This is a genomic window from Lentzea sp. NBRC 105346 (genome assembly GCF_030269605.1).
GTDB lineage: Bacteria > Actinomycetota > Actinomycetes > Mycobacteriales > Pseudonocardiaceae > Lentzea.
In genome coordinates this window covers 107,787-133,399 of sequence record NZ_BSTQ01000003.1, presented here as the reverse complement: position 1 = coordinate 133,399, position 25,613 = coordinate 107,787, and the positions used below count along the sequence as shown (strand labels likewise).

The window sequence follows — 25,613 nt, the reverse complement described above, 5'->3', positions numbered from 1 at the left end:
GTGCTCGGACCTGCGGACCCGCTGCCGCACGTGCCGCGGCGCGTGCTGGTCGCGGGCAACACCGGTGCCGGGAAGTCGACCCTGTCCCGGCGGATCTCCGACGTGCTCGGCCTGCGTTACGTCGAGCTGGACGCCCTGTACCACGGTCCACAGTGGACACCCCGCCCGTCGTTCGAGGCCGACGTGCTGGCGTTCACCAGCGGTCCCCGCTGGGTGACGGAGTGGCAGTACAAGCAGGTGCGCCCGTTGTTGCTCGAACGAGCGGACACACTGGTGTGGCTGGACCACACACTGCTCGCCGTCATGCGCCGCCTGCTGATGCGGACCGTCCGGCGCCGCGCGGCCCGCGCGGAACTGTGGAACGGTAACTCCGAGCCGCCGCTGTGGACCGTGTTCACCGACCCCGAACACCTGCTCCGGTGGGGGTGGAAGGGATACGGCCGCAACCGCCGCCGGGTGCGGGCGGTGCAGGAGCGGATCGTCGTGGTCCGGTTGCGCGGCCAGCGGCAGGTGGAAAAGTGGCTGTCCGGCCCGCTGAGCGTCGTGGCCGGGGAGGAGCGTGCGCGATGAGTCCTGCGGCACTGGTGCTCGGTGGAACGGGCATGCTGGCGTTCTGCGCCGCGGAGCTGTCCAACCGGGGCTGGCACGTGGTGCTGCCGTCCCGCCGCGCCCCGCTGATGCCCGACGACGGGCCAGGCCGGGCCGCCCGTGCCGCGGTGCAAACCGGGCATCGCCCGACTTGGGTGCGAGCCGAGTGGGCCAACCCCGCGACGCTGGCCGAGGACGCCGGGTTCGCCCTCGGCCGACCGGCCGAGCTGCTGGTCGCGTGGGTGGACGCCGACTACCGCCAGACCGTGCTGCGGGCCGTCGAACCGCTGCTCGCGCCGCACGCCCCGGTCGTCGAGGTGCACGCCGCGGCGCCGGTGCCCGACCCGGTGCTCGACGGTCATCCCACGCAGCAGGTGCTGCTCGGCCACTTCGCGCACGACGCGAACCGCCGGATCTCGGCGGGCGTGCTGGAGGCGGTCGAACGCGCACTGGCCGGGCGGGCGCCGTCGTTGCACCGCGTCGACGAGTACTCGTACCGCTAGCGGTCCTTGTAGATCTTCGCCCGGCCCAGCTCGAAGCACGGCTTCAGCCCGGCCAGCTCCACGATCTGGCAGACGACGAAGTCCAGGCCCAGCAGGTCCTTGACCTTCGTCTTGTAGGTGAACTGGAACTCACCGACCTCGGGCGGTGCGATCTCGGCGATCGCCCGGATGTCCGGCGTGAGGTCGACCACGACCTTGCCGGCGTCGTTGACCAGAACCCACTTGTAGTCCTCGACGTTGGGCTGCGTGTAGCCCTGCGTGAAGTGACCGGTGATCTTGGTCTGGTCGTCGGTGGTGTCCTCGAAGTCGACCTCGCCCTCGACCACGTACGTGGGCACGTGGAGGAGGTCCTGCGCGAACGACGCGGACGCTTCGACAGGGGTGGCGGCGTGGGCGGGTGCGGTGACCGTGGCGGCGATCAAGATCGCCGTGAGCAGGCGAATCAACATTCTTCGTTCGTACCGCGCCTCGTTTGAGCCCGCTCGACCCCAACTGTCGCCCGTTTGGGTTACTCTGCCCGCGCTCACTTCACCTGGGGGAAAACATGGAGCACTTCAGACCCGTGCGCGGCATCGGCCTGGCCGCCTCGGTCCTCATCGGACTCGTCGCCGTCGCGAACATCGTCAACACCGCGACCGACTGGTGGAGCTACACGGCGCTGCGCGACTACCAGGACGGCAACGCGACCATCGCGGACCTCGAGCAGGTCGATGCGGTCACCGCGCTCGTCACCGTGCCGATGCTGTTGCTGCAGCTCGCGGCCGGTGTCGTGTTCATCGTCTGGCTGTACCGCGCGCGCATCAACGCCGAGCGCCTCACCTATGCCACCGAGCACCGCCGTAGCCGCGTCTGGGTGTGGCTGGGCTGGTTCGTGCCGATCGTGAACTTCTGGTTCCCGAAGCAGATCGTCGACGATGTCTGGCGGGCCAGTGATCCCCGCCAGCAGACGGTGCCGTTGCAGGACCGGCGGCGCGCCGGTCTGACGACCGTCTGGTGGGCGGCTTTCCTGGTGACGCAGTGGCTCGACCGGATCTACACCCGCATCTACCTGCGCGAGGAGCTCACCCCCGACCTGTTGCAGACCGCGGCGGTCGTCTCCAGCGTGGGCACGGTCAGCGGGCTGGTGGCGGCACTGCTCGGCGTGCAGGTCGTGGTGCGGATCTCGGACTTCCAGACGGTCCCGTTCACGCCGCCGCCGACGGTGCCCGAGACGCAGCACGACTACCAGGACTACAGCTGATGCGCCGCCTCGCCGCCGCCACGTCGGTCCTCATCGGACTGTTCTGCCTCAGCGAAGTCCTGTGGGTCGGCTACCTCTGGGCGGGCGTCGACCCGAGCAAGTCGTCGGGTGTTCTGGTCATTTCGCTGGCGCTGGTGCAGGTGACCGCGGGTGTCTCGTTCGTCTGGTGGACACAGGACGCACGGCACAACGTCGCCACCGCGCACCACCGGTACCACCGGGCATGGATCTGGTGGGGCTGGCTGGTGCCCGTCGTGTGGTTCTGGATCCCGAAGCGGATCATCGACGACATCTGGCGCGCGTCCGACCCGACCGGGAGCCGGCGTCTCGTGACCTGGTGGTGGACGGCATGGATCGTCCTCTACCTGCCGCCGGTCGTAGACCTGGTGTTCGAGTCCAACCGGCCGGGGGACTTGACGGGGATCGCGTGGATCAACACCGCCGGGCTGGTCATCATGATCGTGGCCGCGGTGCTCGCGATCAAGGTCGTCTGGCGGATCACCGCGATGCAGACGGCTAGGAGTGAAGCCCCCGCACCAGCGGTGTGACCGGCTCGACCAAGGTGGCCGCGAGCAGGCGACTCAACATTCCCCGTTCGTACCGCGTCTGATCGGTGTTCGGACGATCTTTGTACGGTTCTTGGGGGGAACATGGAGCACTTCAGACCTGTCCGCGGCTTAGCCCTGGCCGCGTCGGTCCTCATCGGACTCGTCGCGCTCGCGCAGATCGGCGAGGCGGCGGTGGACTGGACGATCTACACGACGGTCCGCGACTACCGGGCCGGGACGGCGACGATCGCGGACATCCGCGACCTCGGCCCGCTCGACACCCTGGTCGGCTTCCCGTTGCTGGTTCTGCAGGGCGCCGCCGCGGCCCTGTTCATCACCTGGATGTACCGCGCTCGCGTCAACGCCGAGCGCCTGACCTACGTCCAGGAGCACCGCCGCTCCCGCGGCTGGGTGATCGGGGCCTGGTTCGTGCCGTTCGCGAACCTCGTGCTGCCCAAGCAGATCGCCGACGACATCTGGCGTGCCAATGATCCTCTGCAGCAGACCGTGCCGCTGCAGCAGCGGACGCGGCACCCGCTGGTCACCGCGTGGTGGGGCACCTTCGTGCCCGCCGTGATCTTCGGCGTGATCTACGTCAACTACACCCAGAACGGCCAGCTCAGCACGGGGTCGTTCCTGCGGGCGGCGGTGTTCTCGACGTTGTCGGCGGTGCTCGGCATCGCGGCCGCCGTGCTCGGTGTGCGGATGGTGCGGCGGATCACCGCCATGCAGTCCTGTCCCGGCAGCCCGGCTACGAGTGAAGGCCCCGCACCAGCAGCATGACCGACTCGCGCACCTGTTCGCGGCTGCGTTCGGGCTGGAACACCTGCCAGTCCAGGGCGATCACCAGCAACGTCCCGAACAACGCCGCGGACGCGGTGCCGACCTCGACACCGGCGGGGAGGCGGCCCTCGTCGGAGAGCCGCTTCATCTGACCCTTCACGATCGACACGATGTCGTCCCGCAGCAGGGACAACGTGCCGTGCCACTGACCCGGCGTCCGCCACAGCTCCGACACGAGGAGCTGGCCGAACGCCGGGTACTCGGCCCAGAAGCCGAGCATCTCGTCGACCAGGTTCTCCAGCGAGTCCTCCGCCGAGCGCAGCCGCGTCGCGAGGATCTCCACCCCGTGCCGCAGCAGCGCCTCGACCAGCGCGTCCTTCGACGCGAAGTTGTAGTAGATGGTGCCCTTGGCGACACCCGCCTCGGCGGCGATCTCGTCCACGGTGACCGACGCGGCGCCCCGCTCGCCGACCAGCTTCAACGCCGCGTCGAAGAGCTTCTGCTTGGTCGCCGTCGTCCGCGCGCTCACAGCACCAGCTCCGGCTTGAGCCGGGACGGTGTCCACACCCGCTGCTTGTAGGCCGCCACGGACGACAAGGCTAGGGCCCCGACCAGCCACGCGACCAGGATCAGCACGTCGTGTCCGACGACGCTCAGGTCGCCGCCGTACATCAGGTGCCGCAGGCCGTCGACCGCGTAACCCATCGGCAGGCCGAAGTGCAGCGGGTACAGCGGCACGGGGATCGTCTGCCACGGGAACGTGCCGCCCGCGCTGACCAGCTGCAGGATCAGCAGGATCAGGCCGAGGAACTTGCCCACCGCGCCGAACGCGGCGTTCAACGCGTGCAGGATCGCCACGAACGTCAGCGACATCAGCCCGAGGAACAGGAACGTCAGCAGCGGGTTCGACGGCTCGATGTCCACGATCATGGTGACCACCGCGAACATCACCACGACCTGGGCGATGCCCAGCAGTGCCGCGGGCAGCCAGCCACCGAGCGCGATGCGCGCCGCGTTCTGGCCGGCCGCGAGCGCTCGCCGGGACAACGGACGCAGCAGCAGGAACAGCACGAACGCGCCGATCCACGTGGCGAGGCCGAGGAAGAACGGGGCCAGGCCGGCGCCGTAGGTCGCCGCCTTCGACTGCGACAGGCCGCGCACCGCCACCGGGTCGCCGATCGTCTGCGCGGTCGCCAGGCGGGTCGGGTCGTCCGGGTTCGGGATGCCGTTCACGCCACCGGTGAGGCCGTCGCGCAGCTTCGCGCTGCCGTCCGCGACCTGGACGGCGCCGTCGCGGACCTGCTTCTGCCCGTCGACCGCGGTCCGTTCGCCGTCCCGCAGCTGTGCCGCGCCCTGGGCCAGCTTCGTCGCACCCTCGTCCGCGCGGGCGATGCCATCGGCCAGTGCGGGCATCGCGGCCGCGAGCTGCTCGTTGCCGTCGGCGACCTGGTCCGCGCCGTTCGCCAGCGCCCGCAGGCTGCTCGCGCCGCCCTGGACCTTCGCATTGGTGTCGTCGATCGGCTTGCGCACCTGTCCGAGGGACGACATCACCTGCTGGATCTGCTGTTCGGTGAAGCCCAGCAGCCGCAGCTTCGCGGCGACGTCACCGTTGATCTGGTCGAGCGCGCCGACGAACTGCTGCGCCTTGGCCGCGTACTCCTCGGCCGTGCGCGCCGCGGTCTCGTTGCCGTCCGCGACCTTGCGCGAACCATCGGCCAGCTGCCTGGTCTTCGCGGGCAGGTCGCGCGTCTTCTCGTGCATCTCGTGCAGGCCGGGGGCGAGCTGGTTCAGGCCGTCGGACAGCTGCTGAGCACCTTCGAGCAGCTTCTCCTGGCCGCCCACCAGCTTGTTCTCGCCGTCACGCACCTGCGCCGAGCCGTCCGCGAGCTTCGTGGCGCCGTCAGCGGCCTCCGCGGTCTTCTCGCGGATCGTGGAGAACCCGAGCAGCAGCTTGTCCGCCGCCTCCTTCGACACCTTCGTGGACACCGCGCGCCGCACCTCGGACACCACCTGGTTGGCGATCGTGCTGCCGAGGTAGTTGTTGGCGTCGTTGGTCGTCAGCGTGAGAACCCCTTGCCGCGGCTTGAAGTCCGCGGGGGACTGCAGCGCCTCGGAGAAGTCCGCGGGCAGCGTGAGGGCGAAGATGTACTTGCCCTTGCGCACGCCCTCGTCCGCGTTGTCGACCTGTTCCCACTTGAACTTGTTGCCGTCGAGGAGCTCCTTCGCGACGTCCTCGCCGGCGTGCAGGTCCTTGAAACCCTTGTCCTGCACGATGAGCGCGGCCGGGACGTGCTTGAGGTTGGCGTACGGGTCCTTGTTGGCGTACAGGTAGAGCGAGGCGTACAGCAGCGGGACCAGCGCGAGCGCCAGCACCGCCAGCTTGGGCAGCGTGCCGGACGTGACCCGGCGCAGTTCGTTGAGTGCCAGCCGGAAGGCGTTCACAGAGCGTTCTCCTCACCAAGGCGCGCGGCCGGGATGTCCAGCACCGAGGCCGAAGTGTTCGAGCACAGCGCGACGACGGACCGGTCCTCGGTCACGTGCTGCTGCGCGAGCTTCAGCCATTCGCGCGGGTCGGGGTGGTAGCGGTCGGGGCAGTCCAGGACGAGCGTCGTGACGCCGGGACGCGTCGAGCCGAGCTCGAGCATCACCGCGCACCGCACGGACGGCGGCACGTGCTCGAACCGCGTGCGGGCGTGCTCGTCGAAAGATCGTTCGGCCAGCCAGTCGTGCACGGCCTTGCGGCCGGAGGGCAGCTTGCACATCGCCAGCTCCTCGCCGACGACGGCGGCGAGCGTGAGCGCGGCCTCCGGCTCGTTGACCTCGGGCGCGTCCACCAGCACGACCTCCCTGCGCAGCGTCTTCGCGTCGGGGGAGACCGTGCCGGTGCTGGGGTTCATGCGGCCGGAGAGGACGAGGCCGAGCGCGGTGTGGCCGGTGCCGGGATCACCGGTGACCAGGGTGAGCGCGCCCTTCTTCACGAGCAGCGAGGTCGGCTTGAGCAGGGGACCATGAGCCCCGTTGACGCCGACGCGCACCGCCTGGATGTCCACCGTTCACCCTCCGTTTGAACTGACTGGTCAGTTCAAATTGTGGCGCAGGCTCGGCTCGTTGGCAACCCGGACAAACGGCTACCGAAGCCCCGAAGCGGGACGCACTTCCCAGACGGTCCACAGCGGGCGGTAGCCCTGCCGCGGCCAGAACACCGACGAGAGTGGGTTCGGCGGGTTGTAGTAGAGGTAGGTGCCGACCACGCCCATCCGGTGCAGCTCCTGGTGCGCGTACGCCATCAGCTGCTGGCCGATGCCCGAGCCGCGCGCGCCGGGCAGCACGGAGACGCAGTTCACGTAGCCCCAGCGGCCGTGCGGCAGCCGGATCGACGCGGCCGTGCCGGGCTCGGACGGGACGATCGCGCACTCGGCCATCGCGACCGGGATGCCGTCGCGTTCGGCGAGCCACACCGGGCTCGCAGCGGCCAGCCGTTCGCCCATGGTCCGGCGCTTCAACGCCGGCGCCTCGTCGCGCATCACCGTGGAGCCGACGAACGACGAGTAGCGCAGTTCCTCCAGCGACAGCTCGACTACCGCTTCGAGATCCGCGGGCGTGGCGCGGCGGATGGTCAGCGTGGTGCGCGGGCGCGCCGGCGGTGGCGCGATGCGGACCCCCAGCACGGACAGCGGCACCATGCCGTGACCGAGGAACACACGGGTCGCCTCGGCGTCGCGGCTCGGCCAGTGCACGACGCACGACGAGTCCGGATCGCCCGAGTCCAGGGCGTCCATCCGCTGCCGCCACACGCGGACGAGCGCCTCCATCCCGGCACCGCCGGCGTCGCCGACCAGCGGGACGAGCTCCCACACCTCGGCCGCGGACCACAGGCGGGTGACCGACTGCGGCGGGTACACCTGGTGGCTGAGCAGAGCGGCCACGCGTCCGCCGTCCGGCAGCGCCGCGGTGATCACGTCACCCTCGGGCGGCTCGACGGCGGGCGGGAGCAACGGGTCGAGGGAAGCGAACCGCGCCGACTGTGCGGCGACCAGCCCTCGTGCCGTGGACATGCGGGCCAGACTAAGGCCTGCGGCGCGTCCGGAAGATCGCGGTGCCGGGGAAGAGCTTGCCGCGCAAGGGGCTCCACTGGCCCCAGTTGCGGGTGTGCCCCGCGGGCCACTCGGGTTCGACCAGGTCGATCAACTCCAGGCCCGCCGCGTGCAGCTGCCGGACGTAGTCGCCGAGCGTCCGGTGATGTTCGACATACGTCGCGCGGCCGTCGTCGTCGACCTCTACATAGGGCGTGCGGTCGAAGTACGACTGGGTGACCGTGAGGCCGTTCGGGCCGGGGTCGTCGGGGAAGATCCACCGCATCGGATGGGTGACCGCGAACACCCACGGCGCGCCGGGCCGCAGCACGCGGGCGACCTCGGTCATGACCACGCCCGAGTCGGCCACGAACGGCACCGCGCCGAACGCCGAACAGGCCGCGTCGAAACTGTTGTCGGCGAAGGGGAGTTGGTCCGCGCTCGCCTGGACCAGCGGAACTGAGACGCCCGTCTCGGCGTTGTGCGCACGTGCGTGGCGCAGCATGCCCGCGGAGATGTCGAATGCGACGACTTTCGCATTTTGTTTCGTGAGCCAACGCGCACAGGGCGCGGAACCGCATCCGACCTCGAGGATGCGCTGACCTGCGACGTTGCCTAGGAATTTCACGTTCTCCTCGCGCACGCCCTCCGGGCACCAGACGAAGTCGGCCTTGCCGAGGAACTCTCCGTGGGTAGCGTGGTAGTCGTCCGCGTCCGCGTCCCACCAGATCCGGTTCGCCGCCCGCGACTCGGCGGCGTCGGCGCCGCGCTGCACGATCCCGGTCGTGCCGAGGGTCGCCTCGGCGCTGACGTGCTGGTTGTGCACACTGCTCCTAACAGGGGGCCGGTTTGCTCACGCTGCGCGCAGCCGCGTACGATACCGCCCGCGTAGTGGGTTAGTGCTGCCCATGATCCAGAACTGCCGGATTTGAGTTCGCTGCGACGCTGCGCGCGCACCACTACCAGCCAATAATGCCAATCCGTACCGGAGCCACCTACCTAATGTCCACCGACACCACCACTGTCCCCGTTGCAGCTGCGCCCAAGCAGGTCGCGATCAACGACATCGGGACGGAGGAGGACTTCCTCGCAGCTATCGACAAGACGATCAAGTACTTCAACGACGGCGACATCGTTGAGGGCACCATCGTCAAGGTCGACCGGGACGAGGTCCTGCTCGACATCGGCTACAAGACCGAGGGCGTCATCCCCTCGCGCGAACTGTCGATCAAGCACGACGTCGATCCCGCCGAGGTTGTCAGCGTCGGTGACGAGGTCGAGGCCCTTGTTCTCCAGAAGGAGGACAAGGAAGGCCGCCTGATCCTGTCGAAGAAGCGCGCCCAGTACGAGCGCGCCTGGGGCACCATCGAGGCCCTCAAGGAGAAGGACGAGCCGGTCCGCGGCACGGTCATCGAGGTCGTCAAGGGTGGTCTCATCCTCGACATCGGCCTCCGCGGCTTCCTCCCCGCCTCGCTCGTCGAGATGCGTCGCGTCCGCGACCTCCAGCCGTACGTCGGCCGCGAGCTCGAGGCGAAGATCATCGAGCTGGACAAGAACCGCAACAACGTGGTCCTGTCCCGCCGCGCGTGGCTGGAGCAGACCCAGTCCGAGGTCCGCAGCGAGTTCCTCAACCAGCTGCAGAAGGGCCAGGTCCGCAAGGGCGTCGTGTCCTCGATCGTCAACTTCGGTGCCTTCGTGGACCTGGGTGGCGTCGACGGTCTCGTCCACGTCTCGGAGCTGTCCTGGAAGCACATCGACCACCCGTCCGAGGTCGTCGAGGTCGGCCAGGAGGTCACGGTCGAGGTCCTCGACGTCGACATGGAGCGCGAGCGCGTCTCCCTGTCGCTGAAGGCGACCCAGGAAGACCCGTGGCGCCAGTTCGCCCGCACCCACGCGATCGGCCAGATCGTGCCGGGCAAGGTCACCAAGCTGGTTCCGTTCGGTGCGTTCGTCCGCGTGGACGAGGGCATCGAGGGCCTGGTCCACATCTCCGAGCTGGCCGAGCGCCACGTCGAGATCCCGGAGCAGGTCGTCCAGGTCGGCGACGACGTCATGGTCAAGGTCATCGACATCGACCTCGACCGCCGTCGCATCTCGCTGTCGCTCAAGCAGGCCAACGAGGGCTTCACGGTCGACACCGAGTTCGACCCGACCCAGTACGGCATGGCCGCCGAGTACGACGACCAGGGCAACTACATCTACCCCGAGGGCTTCGACCCGGAGACCCAGGAGTGGCAGGAGGGCTACGACAAGCAGCGCGAGGAGTGGGAGCGGCAGTACGCCGAGGCTCACACGCGCTACGAGGCCCACATGAAGCAGATCAAGAAGGCCGCCGAGGCCGAGGAGGAGGCGTCCGCCGAGGGTGCGGGCAACTACACCTCGGGTGGCGACGCCGGCTCGACCTCGGTCGGCGCTCCGGCGCAGTCCGGTGGCACGCTGGCCTCCGACGAGCAGCTCGCGGCTCTGCGCGAGAAGCTGTCGGGCGGCATGTGAGTTTGTAGCTGACTGAAAGGGCCCTGTCCTCGGACAGGGCCCTTTTGGTTTGCCGGGGTCACGACCCCGCCGGGATCCGGTCGAGCAGTGCGAGGTTCTCCGCTTCCCGCGGCCGTTGCCCGCTGGCCCGGTGCAGTTCGAGCGCCGTCGTCACGTGGGCGCGCGCCCGATCGGCCCACCCGGCGGTGAGACAGGCCTCGGCGAGCGCGTGGTGTGCGCTGCCCAACTCGAGCCGCCAACCGTGCTTCTCGCTCATGTCGATGGCTTCCTGGGCGTGCGACAGGGCAGCGGCGGTATCACCGGACTCGAGCCGGATCCGGCTGAGCGCGATCAGCGCCTCGATGCACCCAGGCGGGAAGTCCTTGGACCGGGCGATCTCCAGCGCATCGAGCTCCTGCCGCAATGCCTCGTCCAGCTGCCCGCGCCGGAACGACGCCAGCGCGAGCCCATGCACGGCAACACATTCCCAGTGCGGCACGAGCTCTCGCAGCTCGTCCCGTGCCCGCTCCAGCAGGCGGACCGCCTCGTCGACGTCGCCGGCGTCCAGCAGCACCCGGCCGAGGTAGGCACGCTGGAGCTCGCCGGACTCCTTGTTCCCGCACCGGTCGTGCAGGTCGACGCAGGCGGCCAGGTCTCGCCGTGCGTCGTCGAGCCGGCCCATCTCGTGGAACGCCCACCCGCGCGCGGCGAACGCGTGGGCCTGTAGCTGCAGGTCCCGCTGCGTGGTGGGCGTGGCCAGCGACCGGTCGGCGGTCGCCACGGTCCAGTCGAGCCGGCCGAGACCCATCTGGCAGTCGAACAGGGCGTTGAGCGCGGCGATCTCGAGGTCCTCGCGGCCGTGCTCACGTGCGTGGTCCAGCGCTTGTCCGGCTTGGTCGGCGGCGAGGTCGAGGCGGCAGTTGGCGCGGTACACGAGCGAGACGTCGAGGCGCATCTCGGCGGCCGCGTCCAGGTCCTGTTCCCACAGCCGCACGGCGGTGAGCGAGTGGTCGAGCGCGTCGTCGAGCCGTTCCATCGAGAGACAGGCCCGGCCGAGCGAGCGGTGCATCAGGGCTTCCGCGGCCGGGTCCGCGAGTTTGCGCGCGGCCGCGAGCCCCACCTCGGCGACGGCGAGCCAGTCACCGGTGTGCCTTTGCAGCCAGAAGAAGCCGCGCAGCGCGTCGACCAGGTGCACGCACAGCACGTGCTCGCCGTGCTCGTGTGCCCATACCGCCGCGGCGACGACGTTGTCCTGTTCCGCGCTCAGCCAGTCCAGGGCCGCCGGCGCCGTGGTGAACTCCCGTCCCGGCACCGTGTGGAACGGCCGGGGCGTGATCCGCCGGACGGCGCTCAGTGCGGCGGTCGCGGCGTCGGCGCTGTGCACGTAGAACTCGAGCAGGCCGGTGACCACCGAGGTGTCGATCGGGCCGCCGACGTTGCGCACGTACAGCTTGACCAGGTCGTGCAGCCGGAACCTGCCCCGGCGGTACTGCTCGACCAGGTGCATGGCCTCCAGCTCGGCCAGGAGGTCCGCGGCGGGCACGCCGAGCGCGGACGCCGCATCGGCGGTGATGTCCGGACCCGGCACGATGCTCAGCAACCGCAGCAGCCGCTGGGCCTCCGGGCGCACCGCCAGATACGACAGCTCGAACGCCGCCGCCACGTTCGCCCGCGGCACGCCGTCGATCCGCAGCTGGGTGAGGCGGTCCGCGGAGCTGAGCCGGTCCACCATCTCGGCGATCGACGTGTGCCTGCTGCCCGCCAGGTTCGCCGCGACGATCCGCAGTGCGAGCGGCAGGTGCCCGCACAGTTCGGCGAGCCGGGCCGCGGCGACCGGATCGGCGCTCGTGCGTTGCTCGCCGAGAACGCGTCGCAACAGTGCCGCCGACTCCTCGGCCGTGAGGGAGTCCAGTGGAACCCGGCTGGCGTCGTGCAGCGCGACCAGCCCGGTCAAGGCGTTCCGGCTGGTCACGAGGACCACGCAGCCAGGCGAACCGGGCAGCAGTGGCTCGACCTGTTCCATCGTCGCCGCGTTGTCCAGCACGACGAGCATGCGTTTGCCGTCCAGCATGGACCGGTAGAGCAGGGACTGTCCGTCGGTGTCGGGCGGGATCCGTTCACTGGGTGCGCCGAGCTCCCGGAGGAACATGATCAGCGCCTCGCCGGCGGTCATCGGCGCGGACTGGTCGAATCCGCGCAGGTTCACGTAGAGCTGCCCGTCCGGGAACAGGTGCCGCGCGCGATGCGCCCAATGCACCGCGAGTGCGGTTTTTCCGACACCCGCGGTGCCCGTGATCGACGTGATGACGAGCGCGTGTGGGTTGTCGCGCGCGGAGTTCAGCTCGCGGTCGAGTTCGGCAAGCTCGACCGACCGCCCGGTGAAGCTGGGCATGTCCCTCGGCAGGCCGGCGGGGGCCGACCGCGGCGCCGGTGCCTGCGCCGGCTCCGGCTCCTCCGGTTTCCGTTCGAGTTCCTGACATTCCCTGGCGATCAACGCGCGTTTCTCGTCGAGTCGCTTGGCATCCGCGCGAAGCAATTGACTGATGATTCCGTCGAGTGCCGGTCGGCGCCACGATGACAATGCTGTTCGGAACAGTTCTGCCGCTTCCTGGAAACGGCCCTCGGACTGGATTCGGCGGGCCTGCGCGACCTGTTCGGAGAACCGGTGCAGGTCCGAGCACACCGGCGCGAGGTCGAGGCGGTAACCGGACTCCTCGGTGACGATCGCCTCCGCGCCGAGTACCGCTCGCAGCGCGTGCACGCGCTTGTAGAGCTGCTGCCGGTAGCTCGTCGGCGGCCGTCCCTCCCACAACACGCCCGCGAGCCGCTCGGTCGGCACGGTCTGGCCGATGTCGAGCGCGAGCGCGGCGAGCAGGGCCTGCTGGCTCGCGCCGCCGACATTCAGCCGGCCGTGGCTCGCGCGAACTTCGAATGGCCCCAAAAGGTGGAAGTCGAGGAGCACCTACCCACGTCCTTCCCGGTGTCTACCCGGTTTCGGAGAATACCCCGTCAATGGCGATTCGACTTCATAGACTTCCACCAGTCAGATTTCCCCATTCCCCATTGGAGTCCGTCATGGCGTTCGACCATGCGCTGGTGCTGGGCGGAGGAATCGCCGGATTGTTCACCGCCGGAGTGCTGGCTCGCCATTGCGAGAAAGTCACGCTGGTGGAAAGCGACCGATTTCCCGCCGAGGTCGCGACCCGAACCGGTGTTCCTCAGGGCGTGCACGTGCACGGGCTGCTCACCCGAGGCCTCGAGGTCAGCGAGGAACTGATGCCCGGCATCACCGCCGAACTGGTGGCCGGCGGCGCCGTGCGGGTGGACATGGGGGTGAACGCCATCCGCAACCACCTCGGCTGGAGCAGCCGGTTCGTGTCTGGACTCGAAGTGCTGGGCATGAGCCGCTCGTTGTTCGAGTGGACCGTGCGCAGGCGGCTGATGGCCGACGGGCGGATCGAGTTCCTCGACGGGCACCGGGCGGTCGGCCTCATCGGCAGCAGCAGCCGGGTGACGGGGGCGACCCTCCGTTCGATGGACACCGGATCGACGACGCTGGTGTCCGCCTCACTCGTCGTCGACGCCACCGGGCGCGGTTCGCAGGCGCCGCGCTGGCTGAGCGACCTCGGCTGCGCGCCGGTCCGGGAGGACGTCGTCGACGCGCACATCGGCTACGCGACCCGGCTCTACGCGATTCCGGACGGGCACGCGGAGGACTGGCGGGTCGCGTACGTCCAACTCGGCGGACCGCACCAGACGCGCGGTGGGCTGCTCACGCCGATCGAGGGCAACCGCTGGCAGGTGACGCTCACGGGCGTCGGCGCCGACGCGCCGTCGACCGGTGCGGACGACTTCCTGCCGTTCGCGCGCACGCTGTCCAGCCCGATCATCGCCGACGCGCTCGCGGGCGCCGAACCGTTGACCGGCGTCACCGGCAGCCACGCGACCAGCAACCGGCGCCGGTACTTCGAGCGGGCGGGTGACCAGCCGGACGGGTTCGCCGCGATCGGCGACGCCGTCTGCGCGTTCAACCCGATCTACGGGCAGGGGATGACCGTCGGCGCGCTCGGCGCCGTGCTGCTCGGCGAGTGCATCGAGGCCGGGACGCTGGCGGACAACCACCTCGCGCGGTGGTTCTACCCGCGGCTGGCCAGGCTCAACGACTCCATCTGGAACATGACGACGGCCGCGGACAGCCGCTTCCCCGGCACCGAGGGCCGCCGCTCGGGCCGCACGGACAAGCTGGTCGCCGGGCTGTTCGACCGGCTGATCCACGCCGCCAACAACGACCACCGGGTACAGGACGCCTTCCTGCGGGTCTTCGCGCTGCAACGGGGACCGTCCACGCTGCTCACCCCATCTGTGCTGACGCGAGTGCTGCGGTCCGGCAAACCCGTCGCCGCCTCGGTCGGGGCACTTCCGCCCGCGGTGCAGGGGAGCCGGGCATGAGCGGCCCGATCGTGGTGCACGCCGACACCCACCCGTACCTGGCCGATCACGCGTTCCTCGGCACGCCCGTCGTGCCCATCGCCATGGTGATGGAATGGTTCGCCTCGGCGACGCGAAGTGCCTGGTCTCCCTTGGTGCTGCACGACGTCAGCGTCCTGCGCAAGATCGCCCTGACCGGGTTCCACCAGACCGGCGACCGGTACTCGGTGCGGTCGAGGAACACCGAGTCGGGGCAGTCGCTCCAGCTGCTCAGCGCCGAGGGCGTTCCGCATTTCCGGGCACTGCTGCCGCCCGCGGCCTGCCGGCACCGGCAGGTCGCGTGGGTGGTGCCGCCGGGCCTGCGCCCGGCGAAGCGCGCTCCCTACGACGGCAGGTTCCTGTTCCACGGGCCGGCCTTCCACGCGATCCGACGGGTGCACGGCGTCTCACCCGTCGGCGCGGTCGGCGTGGTGGTCGGCGGGCAGGAGCTCGGCTGGCCGCAGTCGGACTGGCAGACCGACCCGGCGGCGATCGACGGCGGTCTGCAGCTGGCCGGGTTGTGGGCGGAGGAGATGCTCGGCGGGCCCACGTTGCCGATGTCGATCGGTGAGTTCCGGCTGCACCAGCGCGGGCTGCTCGTCGGTCCGGTCCGGGCCTTCGTCCGAGGGCGGCCCGCCGGGGAGTACAGCGTCGAGTGCGACATCGGGCTGGTGGGGGTCGACGGGAAGCCGCGGCTGGAGTTGCTGGGGGTGCAGCTGTTCCTCGTCCCCGATGCCGCGCAACGCGCGCAGTACGGGGACGGCTGATGGGGCTGGTCCAGCCTTCACCCATCGGCCACGCCCCGCGGCCTCACCCATCACCACTGACCCATTCACCCATCACCTGGTGGTGTCAGGCGATCGGCGTTGTGTAGGTTCTGAAACCTATGCGTGGGAACAGTTTCGCGGTGCTGGCTCTGGGGATGCTCGTCCTGGCGGGCTGTTCCTCCGCGCCCAAAGCCCAGGCGCCGCCGCCGCAGATCCCCAAAATCACCGCGCCGACGACGCCGTCGCGCACCCCGGTGATGGTGGATCGCGCGTTGCCGGACGACTGTGAGCTGGTCGTGACCGCCGAGCGGATGAACCAGGTGCTCGGGCAGGAGCTGCCCGGAGAGCCGAAGCTGATCATCGGGATTCCGGAGCCGAGCGTCGGGAAGACCGCGAAGATCGACTGCTACTACGGCATTCCGCCGGGCAAGGAGCTGCAGGCCAACGCGGTGGTCGTCGGGTTGTCGACCTATGTGGACGAACTGACGGCGCGGGAGCGGGTGACCGAGAGCCTGGAGGCCGAGCGGCAGGACGGGTCGTCCGTCACCGAGATCGACGTCGGCAAGCAGAAGGCCTCGATGGTGTCCGGAAAGGACCAACGGCTGCTGCTCGGCTCGCTGGGCAAGACCACGTTCGTGGTGCGGGCGCGGCCGGGGCTGCTGCCGGACGACAAGCTGCCGGCCGTTCTCGCCACCCTTGCACAGCAGGCGATGACGCCGCCCGTCTAGCCTGGCCCTCATGCTGAGGGTGGGATTGACCGGGGGCATCGGGTCCGGCAAGTCGACGATCGCCAAGGCGCTCAGCGGGCTCGGCGCGGTCGTGATCGACGCCGACCAGCTCGCTCGTGAGGTGCTCGAGCCGGGCAGCGAGGGGCTCGCGGAGGTCGTCCGGGCCTTCGGCGACGTGCTCAACGAGGACGGGACCCTCGACCGGGCGAAGCTGGCCGCCAAGGCGTTCGCGTCGGACGAGGCGCGCGAGACGTTGAACGGCATCACGCACCCGAGGATCGGCAGCCTCACCGCGCAACGGATGGCCGAGGCGCCCGCCGACGCGATCGTGGTGCACGACGTGCCGTTGCTCGTCGAGAAGGGGATGGCGCCCCTCTACCACCTGGTGATCGTCGTGGACGCCGCGCCCGAGCTGCGCGTCGAACGGCTGATCAAGCGCGGGATGGATGAGGCCGACGCGCGCACCCGGATCGCCGCTCAGGCGACGTTCGAGCAGCGCCGGGCGGTCGCGGACGTGTGGCTCGACAACTCCGGCGACGTGCCCGACGTGTCGGCGTTGTGGCACGAGCGGCTGGTGCCGTTCGAGCAGAACGTGCGCACGCGCGAGTACGCGGCCGGGTCGCCGATCGTCGTGCCGTACGACGAGACCTGGCCCGCGCAGGCTGCGCGGGTCGCCGCTCGGATTTCCATGGCTGCCGGTGGCCGGACCGTGGAGCACATCGGGTCCACGGCGGTCCCAGGGCTCGCGGCGAAGGACGTGCTCGACTTCCAGCTCGGCGTCGACTCGATGGAGACCGCGGACTCGCTGGCGGACGCGTTGGCGCAGGCCGGGTTCCCGAAGATCGGCGACTTCACGGACACGCCGATGGGACCGGGGAACTGGGACAAGCGCCTGCACGCCGGCGCCGACCCCGGCCGCCGCGTCAACCTGCACCTGCGGGTCGAGGGTGGTCCGGGGTGGAACTGGGCGATCGACTTCCGCGACTGGATCCGGGCCGACGCCGACGCTCGTAAGGAGTACGAGGAGCTGAAGCTCGGGCTGTCCGCGCAGTTCGCGCACGAGCCGACCGGCTTCAACTACGGCGACGCGAAGGGACCGTGGATGCAGGCCGCGATCCAGCGGGTACAGGCCTACAGGGGCGGCCACACGTCGTAGATGCCGCGCCACGACAGCCACGCCGTGAGGTCGTGGCGGTTGTGGCTGAGCTCCTCGAGCGTGCGATGCACGATGCGCAGGGCTTGGTCGGCGTCACCGGGACGCAGCACGCGACCGGCGACCGCGGCGGCGAACTCCTCGGACCGCACGATGCGCGCGGTCGTGCCGCCCGGAACGGCCAGGCCCAGCAACAGGTCCGTGGTCTGCCAGTGCCGTCCGTCGCGCAGCACGCGCACCGCGGTGAGGGTGCTGGGGCCGGTGCGGGCGTGCCGTGACCGCGCGCGATGCGTCGTCAGGCGCAGGCCGAGGTCCGGCAGCAGCCAGGTCACCTCGGAATCGGAGAACGGATCCTCGGGTGTCGGACACTCCAGCCGCAGACCCCACGGTTCGACCCGGCACGTCGTCAGCTGCCGGGTGCCGCCGGAGGTATAGCTGCGGACGGCGTTGAGGGTGTCCACGACGTCGACCAGCTGAGGTGTAGTAACCGCTCCCACGCCCGCTGAGGGTAGTCACATATGTGTGTTCCGTTACTCACAGGGTCGATTCGTTACGTCACGGTCAGATGACAAACACACTGTGTGTACTACCGCCAGGTAGTTGGGCACCCGGAAGCGGCAAGCCAGCGCACCACATCGTGTCCGTGCGCCGAAATGCCTGAGACCGCGCGGTAGGTCGTCTCCAACGCCCACTGCGCACGTTCCGGCGTGATGATGTTGTGCTGGACCGCGCCGAGCAGCTCGTCACTGTCGAGCACGGTGACGCTGCGACCGGTGCGGACGATCAGGTCGAGATAAAGGTCGATCGTCTTCCACACAGTGCCGACGGCGGAGATCTCCACGACGTCGACATAGAAGTCGTAGTCGCGCTCGTGGCCCTGATGCCACGACTGGCGCGTGACGCGCACGCCGTGCTTGGGGATCAGCCAGCTCTCGAACGCGCTCAGCTGTGGATGGCCCGCGACGGGGCGGAACATGTAGAGCCCGTGCGGGGTCACCTGGTACTCGTCGACGCCCCGCAGATAGCCCTTCGGATCCGTGTTGCTCTTGGCGTCCAGATCGAAGTACTCGATCTTCGGCGGGTGGATGTGCACAGCGCGGACCCTATGCGGCGACATAGGGTCCGCGCCGAGATTCTTCACCCGAACGGGTGTATCACTGGGTGTCGATCGCCGTCACGGTCACCTCCGCCGCAGCGCCCGACCACAGGTGCGTCAGCACATACCGTGCACCGGACGGCAGCGTGCCCGACTCGTTCGTCGCGCTGCTCGCCGCCGAGCCGATCTGCCTGCACTTGCTGTCGTAGAAGTACAGGTCGAGGTCGTACGGCACGGCCGACGAACTGGTCGCGGACACCGCGTGCATGCCGTCGCCGAACGACTCCGGCAGCTTCGTGACCCAGCCGTCCGCGCCCTGAGCCGCGGGCGGGAAGGTGCAGTTGGTCTCCAGGTCCGTCATGGTGACGCCGGGCGCGTTGCTCGGGCCGGGGTTCGGTGCCTTGATCAGGCCCTGGTCGACCACGGGCGCGTCCGGCGGTGACGGCGGCAGCGGCTCGACACCACGGGCGTTCTGCGCGAACACCTCCAGTTCGGCGACCTGCACCTCCGGCTTGGTCTCACCGATCGGCGCGTCCGCGTAGAAGCGCACGTACGACGCCTGCGTCGGCTCGATCGTGAACGTCTTGACCTTCACGTCCGGCGCGGTCGGCCGTGGTGCCTGGAAGCCGAAGGCGTCCTTGCGCACCAGGGCGTTGCGCCACACCTGGCCGTCGTCGGAGACCTGCAGGGTGAAGTCCTTCAGCGCCTCGAACCGGGACGTGGTGTAGGCGCTGACGCGCACCTCGGTGAGCTTCGCCGGCGTGGCCAGCTTGATCACCGCGTTGGCACCCTTGGTTGCCCGCCACGAGCTGGCCTCGCTGTCGTCCAGCAACGCCTGGGCGTTCTCGCTGGTCGCCGAGACGACCTGTGCGCCGGTGGACTTCGAGGCCAGGTTGGGCACGAGCGGGAACTGCAGCTTGGTCGTCTTTCCCGCCTGCACGGCCACGCCGGTGAACGTTCGGATGCCGAAGCCGGGCGCCTGCACGGTGACGGGGTAGGTGCCCGTGACCGCCGCCGCGGAGAAGCCGCCCTCGGTGGACGTCGTGCGCAACGCCGTGGACCGTGCCTCGAACTCGCCGAGCAGCACCCGTGCGCCCGCGACCGGCTTGCCCGTGGCCGCGTTGACGACGACACCGGTCAGCGTGCCGTTGCGGGCCCGGTTCTCGTGGTTGAACGCGGGCACCGGGTCGACGTCGTCGCCGGCCTTGGTCGTCGCGTTCTTGCCGAGTCCGCGCTTGGCGAACGCGGTCCAGAAGGCGTCGTAGATCTGCTCGTAGTTCGCGTCGGCGTGGTAGAGGTCCTCCAGCGCCAGCTCGATCGCGTCGCGCATGTCCACGAAGGACGGATCGACGGGTGAGCGCGGCATTCCGGACGTCACGGTCAGCGCCGCGATCTCGGATCCCTTGGCCTGGCCGAACTTCGCGACGAGCAGCTTGCGGTAGTCCCACAGCGTCGCGGTCCAGATCTCGCCGTCGGCGTGCACCTCGGGGCCGGTCAGGTCGTAGCCGATGTCGCCGAACGTCGTCGGGTTGGCGTCGTAGGACCAGTTGCGGATGCCGCGCTGCGCGTTACCGGTCGCGTACTCGCCCACGACCGCCTTGGTCTCGTAGCCCTCGCGGTGCAGGTAGTTGAGCGCGTACCAGTCGCCCCAGCCCTCGCCCATCGAACCGGACTGGTGGCTGTTCAACGCGCCGTCCTCGGCGGAGACGTAGCGGTTGCTCAGGCCGTGCGCGTACTCGTGCTCGATGACCGACGCGTCGAAGTTGCCGTCGCGGTACGGGCCCTCGAAGGCGTCGTTGATCGGCTCCCACAGGAACATCCCGCTCCACGGCGGGATGCCGTCCGGCAACGTGAGCATGTAGGCGTTGTCGCGGCCCGTGTAGGTCGGCGCGCCGCCGCTCGCCGCGCCCGCGTGCACCAGGCCGAGGATCGGGTCGTTGCCCTGGAAGTTGCCCGCGGACTCGGTGAAGCCGAACTTCGCGAACTCGTCGTGGATGCGGTTGTGGTGGAAGAACAGGTTGGTGGCCGCGGGGTTCAGGTCCTCGACGTACGACGGCGGCGTGGTCTGGCCGTTCGTCGTGCCCCACTTGTTCTGGTACGGGAAGTTGAACTGTCCCGTGGCGCTCACCGGGCGCGGCGCCTGGTCGGCGGGTACCAGGAAGTTCGAGTAGTTGGCATAGGTGCTCGCGTTGTCGCCGAGCGTCGTGGCCGCGGTGACCCAGGTCGGGCCGAACTGCCGGACCTCGGGCTTGCCGCCCTTCGGCGCGCCGGGGAAGTGCGGGTAGACCGTGCCCTCGGCGTGGTCGACGAGGCTCGCCTTGCGCAGCACCTCGCCGGTGACGGCGTCGAGCGTGACGTCGTAGGCCTCGTCGTGTGCCTTGACGTACAGCACCTGGAACGCGGCGCGGTGGCCCTGCGGCGTGGGGAAGATCGTCCGGCGGGCGTAGCTGCCGTTGTCGAACGCGTCGAAGCCCGCCTTCTCGCCGATGAGCTTGGCGGTGCCGCCTGCGACCTTCTGGAGGGCGGCCGTGGTGCCGAGGAGCCAGGCGCCCTTGAGGCTCGTGTCCCAGGTGGTGCGGCCCGCGTACGACTCGACCGCGCCGTTCGGGCGGACGACGACGGTCATCGAGCCGCCGTGGACCGCGCGGACGCCGTTCTTCGTCTGGGCGAGGTTGACGACGTGGCTACCGCTGGGGAGGCGGTGGTCCTGCGTGACGACCAGGTCGGCGATGTCGCTCGTGGACAGTCCGAACGTGTCGCGATGGGTGGTGAGCCAGTCGCGTGCGATGTCGGTGGGGGCGCCGCTGTTCGCTTCGGTCAGGGTGCCGTTGGCAGGGATGATCGTGCGCGGCGTGCCGAACGCCGGATCCCACTGGATTCGCGCGCCTCGGATCGGCTCGGTCGCGGCGGCCGGAACCGCGAGCGCCAGGCACAAAGCGGCGGTGATCACGACTGGCAGAACAGGTCTCCGCATGGTTGCTCCTTTTGGTAACCGCATTCCCCGTAACGAGTGCGGGCCAAAAGGAGGTATGCAAGACGCTGAGTGACTGATTAACAGTTGGCAGTACTACGAATGATCTACAGTACGCCGCATGTTCGGGATCATCCGGCCGTGCCGCAACCGTCTGGGGTCGGAACTCAAGGCCGCGTGGCTGTCTCATCTGTGCGGAATGTGCTTGTCACTACGGGATGAGCACGGTCATCTGGCGCGGCTCGTGACCAACTACGACGGCCTGATGATCTCGGCTCTCGTCGAGGCGCAGGCGGGTCGTTCGACGCGCAAGGCGGGGCCCTGTGCGCTGCGCGGACTGAGGTCCGCGGACGTCTCGATTGGCGATGGGGCGCGACTCGCGGCCTCCACTTCGCTGATACTGGCGTCTTTGAAGTTGCGCGACCACGTCGACGACGGCGACGGGCTCGCCGGGCGGTTCGGCTGGGCCGGCCGTCGTCTGGCTTCTCGTTGGGCTGAGCAAGGTTCCTCGGCCTCATCGGATCTCGGGGTCGACACGGCCGTGATGGTCGCCGCGGTGTCGCGGCAGGCCTCGGTCGAGGCTTTGGCCGGGCTGGGCAGCTCGGTGCTGCTCGTGACGGCGCCGACCGAGGAGGCGACGGCGTACGCGGTGTCGCGGACGGCGGTTCTGGCCGGGCGGCCGGGGAACGAGGCGCCGTTGCGCGAGGTCGGGCGGTTGTTCGGGCGGGTCGCGCACCTGTTGGACGCCGTGGAGGACCTTTCTTCCGATCAGGCGTCTGGTTCGTACAACCCGTTGGTGGCCACCGGGACTTCGATCGACGAGGCGCGGCGGTTGTGTGACGACGCGGCTGTGGGGATCCGGCTCGCATTGAAAGAGGTGGAGTTCTCCGACTCGCGGCTGGTGCACAAGCTGCTCGCGCACGAGGTGGACGAGGCGATCATCCGCGTCTTCGGTGGTCGTGCGAAGGACCACACCTGGTCCGATCCGGGCAGCGGCCTGTGGGCGTGGCCGCAGCTGCACAACCAGCCGCAGCCGCGCGGCTGTTTCGCGGGTTGCGGGGCGTTCCTCTACATGTGTGGGACCTGCCAGTTCTGCTGCCGCGACCCGTTCCCAGGGCCGTGGAGTGACAAGCGCCGCGAGAACGCGTGCGACTGTGACTGCGACGGCTGCGACTGCTGCTGCAAGGACTGCTCGGACTGCGACTGCTCGTGCTGCCCTTGCGACTAGCCTGACCTGGGCAAATCTGAAATTGTCAGACCCCCGGCGTAACGTGCTGTCCGTGGCTTTCGCAACCGAGCTCCCGCCAGAGGAGAGCACCGTCAAGGCGCACTCCGAGCACCGTCCCGTCGGCGACATCCCGCGCTCCGACGGTCAGTTCCGCGTGGTCAGCGAGTACCAGCCGGCCGGTGACCAGCCCGCGGCGATCGACGACCTGGAACGCCGGCTGAAGAGCGGCGAGAAGGACGTCGTGCTGCTCGGTGCCACCGGTACCGGCAAGTCGGCGACCACCGCGTGGCTGATCGAGCGCGTGCAGCGCCCGACGCTGGTGATGGCGCCGAACAAGACCCTGGCGGCGCAGCTCGCGAACGAGCTCAAGGAGCTCTTCCCGCACAACGCGGTGGAGTACTTCGTGAGCTACTACGACTACTACCAGCCCGAGGCGTACATCCCGCAGACCGACACGTACATCGAGAAGGACTCCTCGATCAACGAGGACGTCGAGCGGTTGCGCCACTCCGCCACGATGTCGCTGCTGACAAGGCGCGACACCATCGTGGTCGCCTCGGTGTCGTGCATCTACGGCCTCGGCACTCCGCAGTCGTACCTCGATCGCTCGATCCCGCTGGAGGCCGGCGCCGAGGTCGACCGCGACGTGTTCCTGCGCGCGCTGGTGGACGTCCAGTACACGCGCAACGACATGTCGTTCACGCGCGGCTCGTTCCGCGTGCGCGGCGACACCGTCGAGATCATCCCGTCGTACGAGGAGCTCGCGGTGCGGGTCGAGTTCTTCGGTGACGAGATCGACAAGCTGTACTACCTGCACCCCTTGACGGGTGACGTGGTGCGCGAGGTGTCCGAGCTGCGCATCTTCCCGGCGACGCACTACGTGGCCGGCCCGGAGCGCATGGAGCGCGCGATCCGCGACATCGAGGTGGAGCTGGAGCAGACGCTCGCGGAGATGGAGCGCAAGGGCAAGCTGCTGGAGGCCCAGCGCCTGCGCATGCGCACCGCGTACGACATCGAGATGATGCGCCAGGTCGGGTTCTGCAACGGCATCGAGAACTACTCGCGCCACATCGACGGCCGCGGTCCGGGCTCCGCACCGGCGACGCTGCTCGACTACTTCCCGGACGACTTCCTGATGGTGATCGACGAGTCGCACGTGACGGTCCCGCAGATCGGCGGCATGTACGAGGGCGACGCCTCGCGCAAGCGCAACCTGGTCGAGCACGGCTTCCGCCTCCCGTCAGCGCTGGACAACCGCCCGCTGACGTGGGAGGAGTTCGCGGACCGCGTCGGCCAGACCGTGTACCTCTCCGCCACGCCGGGCCCGTACGAGATGGGGCAGACGGGCGGGGAGTTCGTGGAGCAGGTCATCCGCCCCACCGGCCTGGTGGACCCCGAGGTGATCGTGAAGCCCACCGAGGGCCAGATCGACGACCTGGTCCACGAGATCCGGGCCCGCGCCGAGCGCGACGAGCGAGTCCTGGTCACCACCCTGACCAAGAAAATGGCCGAGGACCTCACGGACTACTTGCTGGAACTGGGCATCCGGGTCCGCTACCTGCACTCCGAGGTGGACACCCTGCGCCGCGTGGAGTTGCTGCGGCAACTGCGGCTCGGCGAGTACGACGTGTTGATCGGCATCAACCTGCTCCGCGAGGGCCTCGACCTGCCGGAGGTCTCCCTGGTGTCCATCCTGGACGCCGACAAGGAGGGCTTCCTGCGCTCGGGCACGTCCCTGGTGCAGACGATCGGCCGCGCGGCGCGCAACGTGTCCGGCGAGGTCCACATGTACGCGGACCGCATCACCGACTCCATGCGCCACGCCATCGACGAAACCAACCGCCGCCGAGCCAAGCAGGTCGCCTACAACACCGAACGCGGCATCGACCCCCAGCCCCTCCGCAAGAAGATCACCGACATCCTCGAGGCCGTCTACTCGGAGGCCGAGGACGAGGTGGCAGTCGGTGGCTCGGGCCGCAACCAGTCCCGCGGCAAACGCGCGCAGGGCGCCGAGGGCGGACGTTCGGCCGGCGTACTCCAGTCGCACGACCGTGCCGGCATGGCGCGCTCCGAGCTGGCCGACCTGGTCCAGCAGCTGACCGACCAGATGATGAACGCTGCCCGCGACCTCCAGTTCGAGCTGGCCGCCCGCCTGCGCGACGAAATCCAGGACCTGAAGAAGGAACTCCGAGGAATGGACGCGGCCGGCGTCAAGTAACCCTCTTCTCGCGTTGCGTCCCACGGGTCTCGCGTTGGCGTCGCGGGGTTGCTTGGCGTGCCACGGGTCTTGCGTTGGCGTCGCGGGGGTTGCTTGGCGTGCCACGGGTCTTGCGTGTCGTGGGGCGCTGCGTCTTCCGGGACGCGCTTCGCGCGTGCGATTGGGGCTTGACTTGGGGCCCCTCGCGGCGTGGTGGGCCGGCTCCGCCGGCAGATGCAAGATCTGCCGGCCCAACAAGGGCTACCACGCCGCACCCCAAGTCAAGCCCCAATCGCGTTCCGTACGTGCCCACCAGACGCGCCCCACTCCTGGTGCGTGGTCGCCTTCGGTTCCCGCCGGTCCCGTACCCGCCCGCCAGCCACAACCCCGCGCTCCGTGCGGCGTGGGGCGTGGGGCTCGCTTCGCATCGCGAGTCGTACGTTCCCGACCCATGAGCCGTACGTTCCCGGCCCCCGAGTCGTACGTTCCCGCGTCCGGGAGTCCCACGTTCCCGCGCGAGTCCTCAACCCAACCCCGGCGAGTCCTCAACCCAGGCCCGGTGAGTCCTCGACCCAACCCCGGCGAGTCCCCAACCCAGACCCGCGAACCCTGAACCCAGCCCGGTTGTCGGTCCCCCTCGCTAGCCTGGATACGGGGGCAGCTCAACTCGCCAGCCCGCCGACACACCCCCCGCCGACCGTACCGCCAGGGTCCGACAAGCCCACCCTCGTGCGCGCGAGTCCTCAGTTCAGCCCCGGCGAGACCTCACGTCAGCTCCCACGAACCGCGCTTCGCGCCG

At 69.4% G+C, this 25,613-nt stretch carries 22 protein-coding genes; 12 read left to right on the top strand and 10 right to left on the bottom strand.

What is annotated here, in order from left to right:
* A complete protein-coding gene (locus QSK35_RS08185) occupies positions 1-570 on the top strand; it encodes a P-loop NTPase family protein (protein WP_285743855.1) in 570 nt (189 codons plus the stop codon).
* Complete coding sequence (locus QSK35_RS08180) at positions 567-1,091, top strand: Rossmann-fold NAD(P)-binding domain-containing protein (RefSeq protein WP_285743853.1); 525 nt, start codon at positions 567-569, stop codon at positions 1,089-1,091. The genes QSK35_RS08185 and QSK35_RS08180 overlap by 4 nt, the downstream gene beginning before the upstream one ends.
* Here the strand turns inward: QSK35_RS08180 and QSK35_RS08175 are convergent.
* On the bottom strand, positions 1,088-1,540 hold the full coding sequence (locus QSK35_RS08175) for a hypothetical protein (protein ID WP_285743851.1): 453 nt from the start codon (positions 1,538-1,540) through the stop codon (positions 1,088-1,090). The two genes, QSK35_RS08180 and QSK35_RS08175, sit on opposite strands and share 4 nt — an antisense overlap.
* A 95-nt stretch (positions 1,541-1,635) precedes the next feature.
* On the opposite strand from QSK35_RS08175, the gene QSK35_RS08170 reads away from it, so the two are divergent.
* The 3 genes from QSK35_RS08170 to QSK35_RS08160 all read left to right on the top strand — a co-directional run bounded on the left by QSK35_RS08170 (position 1,636) and on the right by QSK35_RS08160 (position 3,662).
* The gene (locus tag QSK35_RS08170; protein WP_285743849.1) at positions 1,636-2,331 is read left to right on the top strand and encodes a DUF4328 domain-containing protein; all 696 of its coding nucleotides are present in this window, start codon (positions 1,636-1,638) and stop codon (positions 2,329-2,331) included.
* Positions 2,331-2,879: a DUF4328 domain-containing protein gene (locus QSK35_RS08165; protein ID WP_285743847.1), complete on the top strand. Its 549-nt coding sequence runs from the start codon at positions 2,331-2,333 to the stop codon at positions 2,877-2,879. The genes QSK35_RS08170 and QSK35_RS08165 overlap by 1 nt, the downstream gene beginning before the upstream one ends.
* Before the next feature lie 102 nt (positions 2,880-2,981).
* On the top strand, positions 2,982-3,662 hold the full coding sequence (locus QSK35_RS08160) for a DUF4328 domain-containing protein (RefSeq protein ID WP_285743845.1): 681 nt from the start codon (positions 2,982-2,984) through the stop codon (positions 3,660-3,662).
* On the opposite strand, the gene QSK35_RS08155 is transcribed toward QSK35_RS08160, so the two are convergent.
* The 5 genes from QSK35_RS08155 to QSK35_RS08135 form a co-directional block, all read right to left on the bottom strand.
* Complete coding sequence (locus QSK35_RS08155) at positions 3,631-4,191, bottom strand: TetR/AcrR family transcriptional regulator (protein WP_285743843.1); 561 nt, start codon at positions 4,189-4,191, stop codon at positions 3,631-3,633. The genes QSK35_RS08160 and QSK35_RS08155 overlap by 32 nt on opposite strands.
* Positions 4,188-6,104, bottom strand: a complete 1,917-nt coding sequence (locus QSK35_RS08150; RefSeq protein WP_285743841.1) for a YhgE/Pip family protein — start codon at positions 6,102-6,104, stop codon at positions 4,188-4,190. Before QSK35_RS08150 ends, QSK35_RS08155 begins: the two co-directional genes overlap by 4 nt.
* Entirely contained in the window at positions 6,101-6,712 is a 612-nt protein-coding gene (locus QSK35_RS08145; RefSeq protein ID WP_285743838.1) for an ATP-binding cassette domain-containing protein, read from the bottom strand. Before QSK35_RS08145 ends, QSK35_RS08150 begins: the two co-directional genes overlap by 4 nt.
* Before the next feature lie 78 nt (positions 6,713-6,790).
* Entirely contained in the window at positions 6,791-7,717 is a 927-nt protein-coding gene (locus QSK35_RS08140; protein ID WP_285743836.1) for a GNAT family N-acetyltransferase, read from the bottom strand.
* Between the two features lie 10 nt (positions 7,718-7,727).
* Positions 7,728-8,561 carry a class I SAM-dependent methyltransferase gene (locus tag QSK35_RS08135; protein WP_285743834.1) on the bottom strand — a complete coding sequence of 278 codons (834 nt, stop codon included), beginning with the start codon at positions 8,559-8,561 and terminating at the stop codon, positions 7,728-7,730.
* Between the two features lie 176 nt (positions 8,562-8,737).
* Here QSK35_RS08135 and rpsA point away from each other — a divergent pair, with 176 nt between their 5' ends.
* A complete protein-coding gene (rpsA, locus tag QSK35_RS08130) occupies positions 8,738-10,228 on the top strand; it encodes a 30S ribosomal protein S1 (RefSeq protein ID WP_285743833.1) in 1,491 nt (496 codons plus the stop codon).
* 58 nt (positions 10,229-10,286) lie between these two features.
* Here the strand turns inward: rpsA and QSK35_RS08125 are convergent, their stop codons facing one another.
* The gene (locus tag QSK35_RS08125) at positions 10,287-13,169 is read right to left on the bottom strand and encodes an ATP-binding protein (RefSeq protein WP_285743831.1); all 2,883 of its coding nucleotides are present in this window, start codon (positions 13,167-13,169) and stop codon (positions 10,287-10,289) included.
* Positions 13,170-13,282: 113 nt separating this feature from the next.
* Between QSK35_RS08125 and QSK35_RS08120 the strand changes: the two genes are divergently transcribed.
* From QSK35_RS08120 to coaE, 4 genes are all read left to right on the top strand, one after another.
* Complete coding sequence (locus QSK35_RS08120; protein ID WP_285743829.1) at positions 13,283-14,656, top strand: NAD(P)/FAD-dependent oxidoreductase; 1,374 nt, start codon at positions 13,283-13,285, stop codon at positions 14,654-14,656.
* On the top strand, positions 14,653-15,441 hold the full coding sequence (locus tag QSK35_RS08115; RefSeq protein WP_285743827.1) for a polyketide synthase dehydratase domain-containing protein: 789 nt from the start codon (positions 14,653-14,655) through the stop codon (positions 15,439-15,441). Before QSK35_RS08120 ends, QSK35_RS08115 begins: the two co-directional genes overlap by 4 nt.
* A 119-nt stretch (positions 15,442-15,560) precedes the next feature.
* Positions 15,561-16,169: a hypothetical protein gene (locus tag QSK35_RS08110; RefSeq protein WP_285743825.1), complete on the top strand. Its 609-nt coding sequence runs from the start codon at positions 15,561-15,563 to the stop codon at positions 16,167-16,169.
* A 10-nt stretch (positions 16,170-16,179) separates the two neighbouring features.
* Positions 16,180-17,325, top strand: coding sequence for a dephospho-CoA kinase (gene coaE / locus QSK35_RS08105; protein ID WP_285743823.1), 1,146 nt, complete (start codon positions 16,180-16,182; stop codon positions 17,323-17,325).
* Here the strand turns inward: coaE and QSK35_RS08100 are convergent.
* From QSK35_RS08100 to QSK35_RS08090, 3 genes are all read right to left on the bottom strand, one after another.
* Complete coding sequence (locus tag QSK35_RS08100) at positions 17,301-17,819, bottom strand: ribonuclease FAU-1 family protein (protein WP_285743822.1); 519 nt, start codon at positions 17,817-17,819, stop codon at positions 17,301-17,303. The genes coaE and QSK35_RS08100 overlap by 25 nt on opposite strands.
* A gap of 89 nt (positions 17,820-17,908) precedes the next feature.
* A complete protein-coding gene (locus QSK35_RS08095) occupies positions 17,909-18,415 on the bottom strand; it encodes a ribonuclease FAU-1 family protein (protein ID WP_285743820.1) in 507 nt (168 codons plus the stop codon).
* A 61-nt stretch (positions 18,416-18,476) separates the two neighbouring features.
* The gene (locus tag QSK35_RS08090; RefSeq protein WP_285743818.1) at positions 18,477-21,392 is read right to left on the bottom strand and encodes a M36 family metallopeptidase; all 2,916 of its coding nucleotides are present in this window, start codon (positions 21,390-21,392) and stop codon (positions 18,477-18,479) included.
* A gap of 118 nt (positions 21,393-21,510) precedes the next feature.
* Between QSK35_RS08090 and QSK35_RS08085 the strand changes: the two genes are divergently transcribed.
* Both QSK35_RS08085 and uvrB read left to right on the top strand, forming a co-directional pair.
* Positions 21,511-22,617 (top strand): DUF5685 family protein, encoded by a 1,107-nt coding sequence (locus QSK35_RS08085; RefSeq protein ID WP_285743816.1) that lies wholly within the window; start codon positions 21,511-21,513, stop codon positions 22,615-22,617.
* Positions 22,618-22,669: 52 nt separating this feature from the next.
* Positions 22,670-24,835, top strand: a complete 2,166-nt coding sequence (uvrB, locus tag QSK35_RS08080; protein ID WP_285743814.1) for an excinuclease ABC subunit UvrB — start codon at positions 22,670-22,672, stop codon at positions 24,833-24,835.
* The last annotated feature ends 778 nt before the right edge of the window (positions 24,836-25,613 follow it).

Excerpts from the sequence above, each read along its gene's own strand:
- QSK35_RS08180 (WP_285743853.1), top strand. The coding sequence starts at position 567 with ATGAGTCCTGCGGCACTGGTGCTCGGTGGAACGGGCATGCTGGCGTTC.
- QSK35_RS08175 (WP_285743851.1), bottom strand. The coding sequence starts at position 1,540 with ATGTTGATTCGCCTGCTCACGGCGATCTTGATCGCCGCCACGGTCACC.
- QSK35_RS08170 (WP_285743849.1), top strand. The coding sequence starts at position 1,636 with ATGGAGCACTTCAGACCCGTGCGCGGCATCGGCCTGGCCGCCTCGGTC.
- QSK35_RS08165 (WP_285743847.1), top strand. The coding sequence starts at position 2,331 with ATGCGCCGCCTCGCCGCCGCCACGTCGGTCCTCATCGGACTGTTCTGC.
- QSK35_RS08160 (WP_285743845.1), top strand. The coding sequence starts at position 2,982 with ATGGAGCACTTCAGACCTGTCCGCGGCTTAGCCCTGGCCGCGTCGGTC.
- QSK35_RS08140 (WP_285743836.1), bottom strand. The coding sequence starts at position 7,717 with ATGTCCACGGCACGAGGGCTGGTCGCCGCACAGTCGGCGCGGTTCGCT.
- rpsA (WP_285743833.1), top strand. The coding sequence starts at position 8,738 with ATGTCCACCGACACCACCACTGTCCCCGTTGCAGCTGCGCCCAAGCAG.
- QSK35_RS08120 (WP_285743829.1), top strand. The coding sequence starts at position 13,283 with ATGGCGTTCGACCATGCGCTGGTGCTGGGCGGAGGAATCGCCGGATTG.
- QSK35_RS08115 (WP_285743827.1), top strand. The coding sequence starts at position 14,653 with ATGAGCGGCCCGATCGTGGTGCACGCCGACACCCACCCGTACCTGGCC.
- QSK35_RS08110 (WP_285743825.1), top strand. The coding sequence starts at position 15,561 with ATGCGTGGGAACAGTTTCGCGGTGCTGGCTCTGGGGATGCTCGTCCTG.
- coaE (WP_285743823.1), top strand. The coding sequence starts at position 16,180 with ATGCTGAGGGTGGGATTGACCGGGGGCATCGGGTCCGGCAAGTCGACG.
- QSK35_RS08090 (WP_285743818.1), bottom strand. The coding sequence starts at position 21,392 with ATGCGGAGACCTGTTCTGCCAGTCGTGATCACCGCCGCTTTGTGCCTG.
- QSK35_RS08085 (WP_285743816.1), top strand. The coding sequence starts at position 21,511 with ATGTTCGGGATCATCCGGCCGTGCCGCAACCGTCTGGGGTCGGAACTC.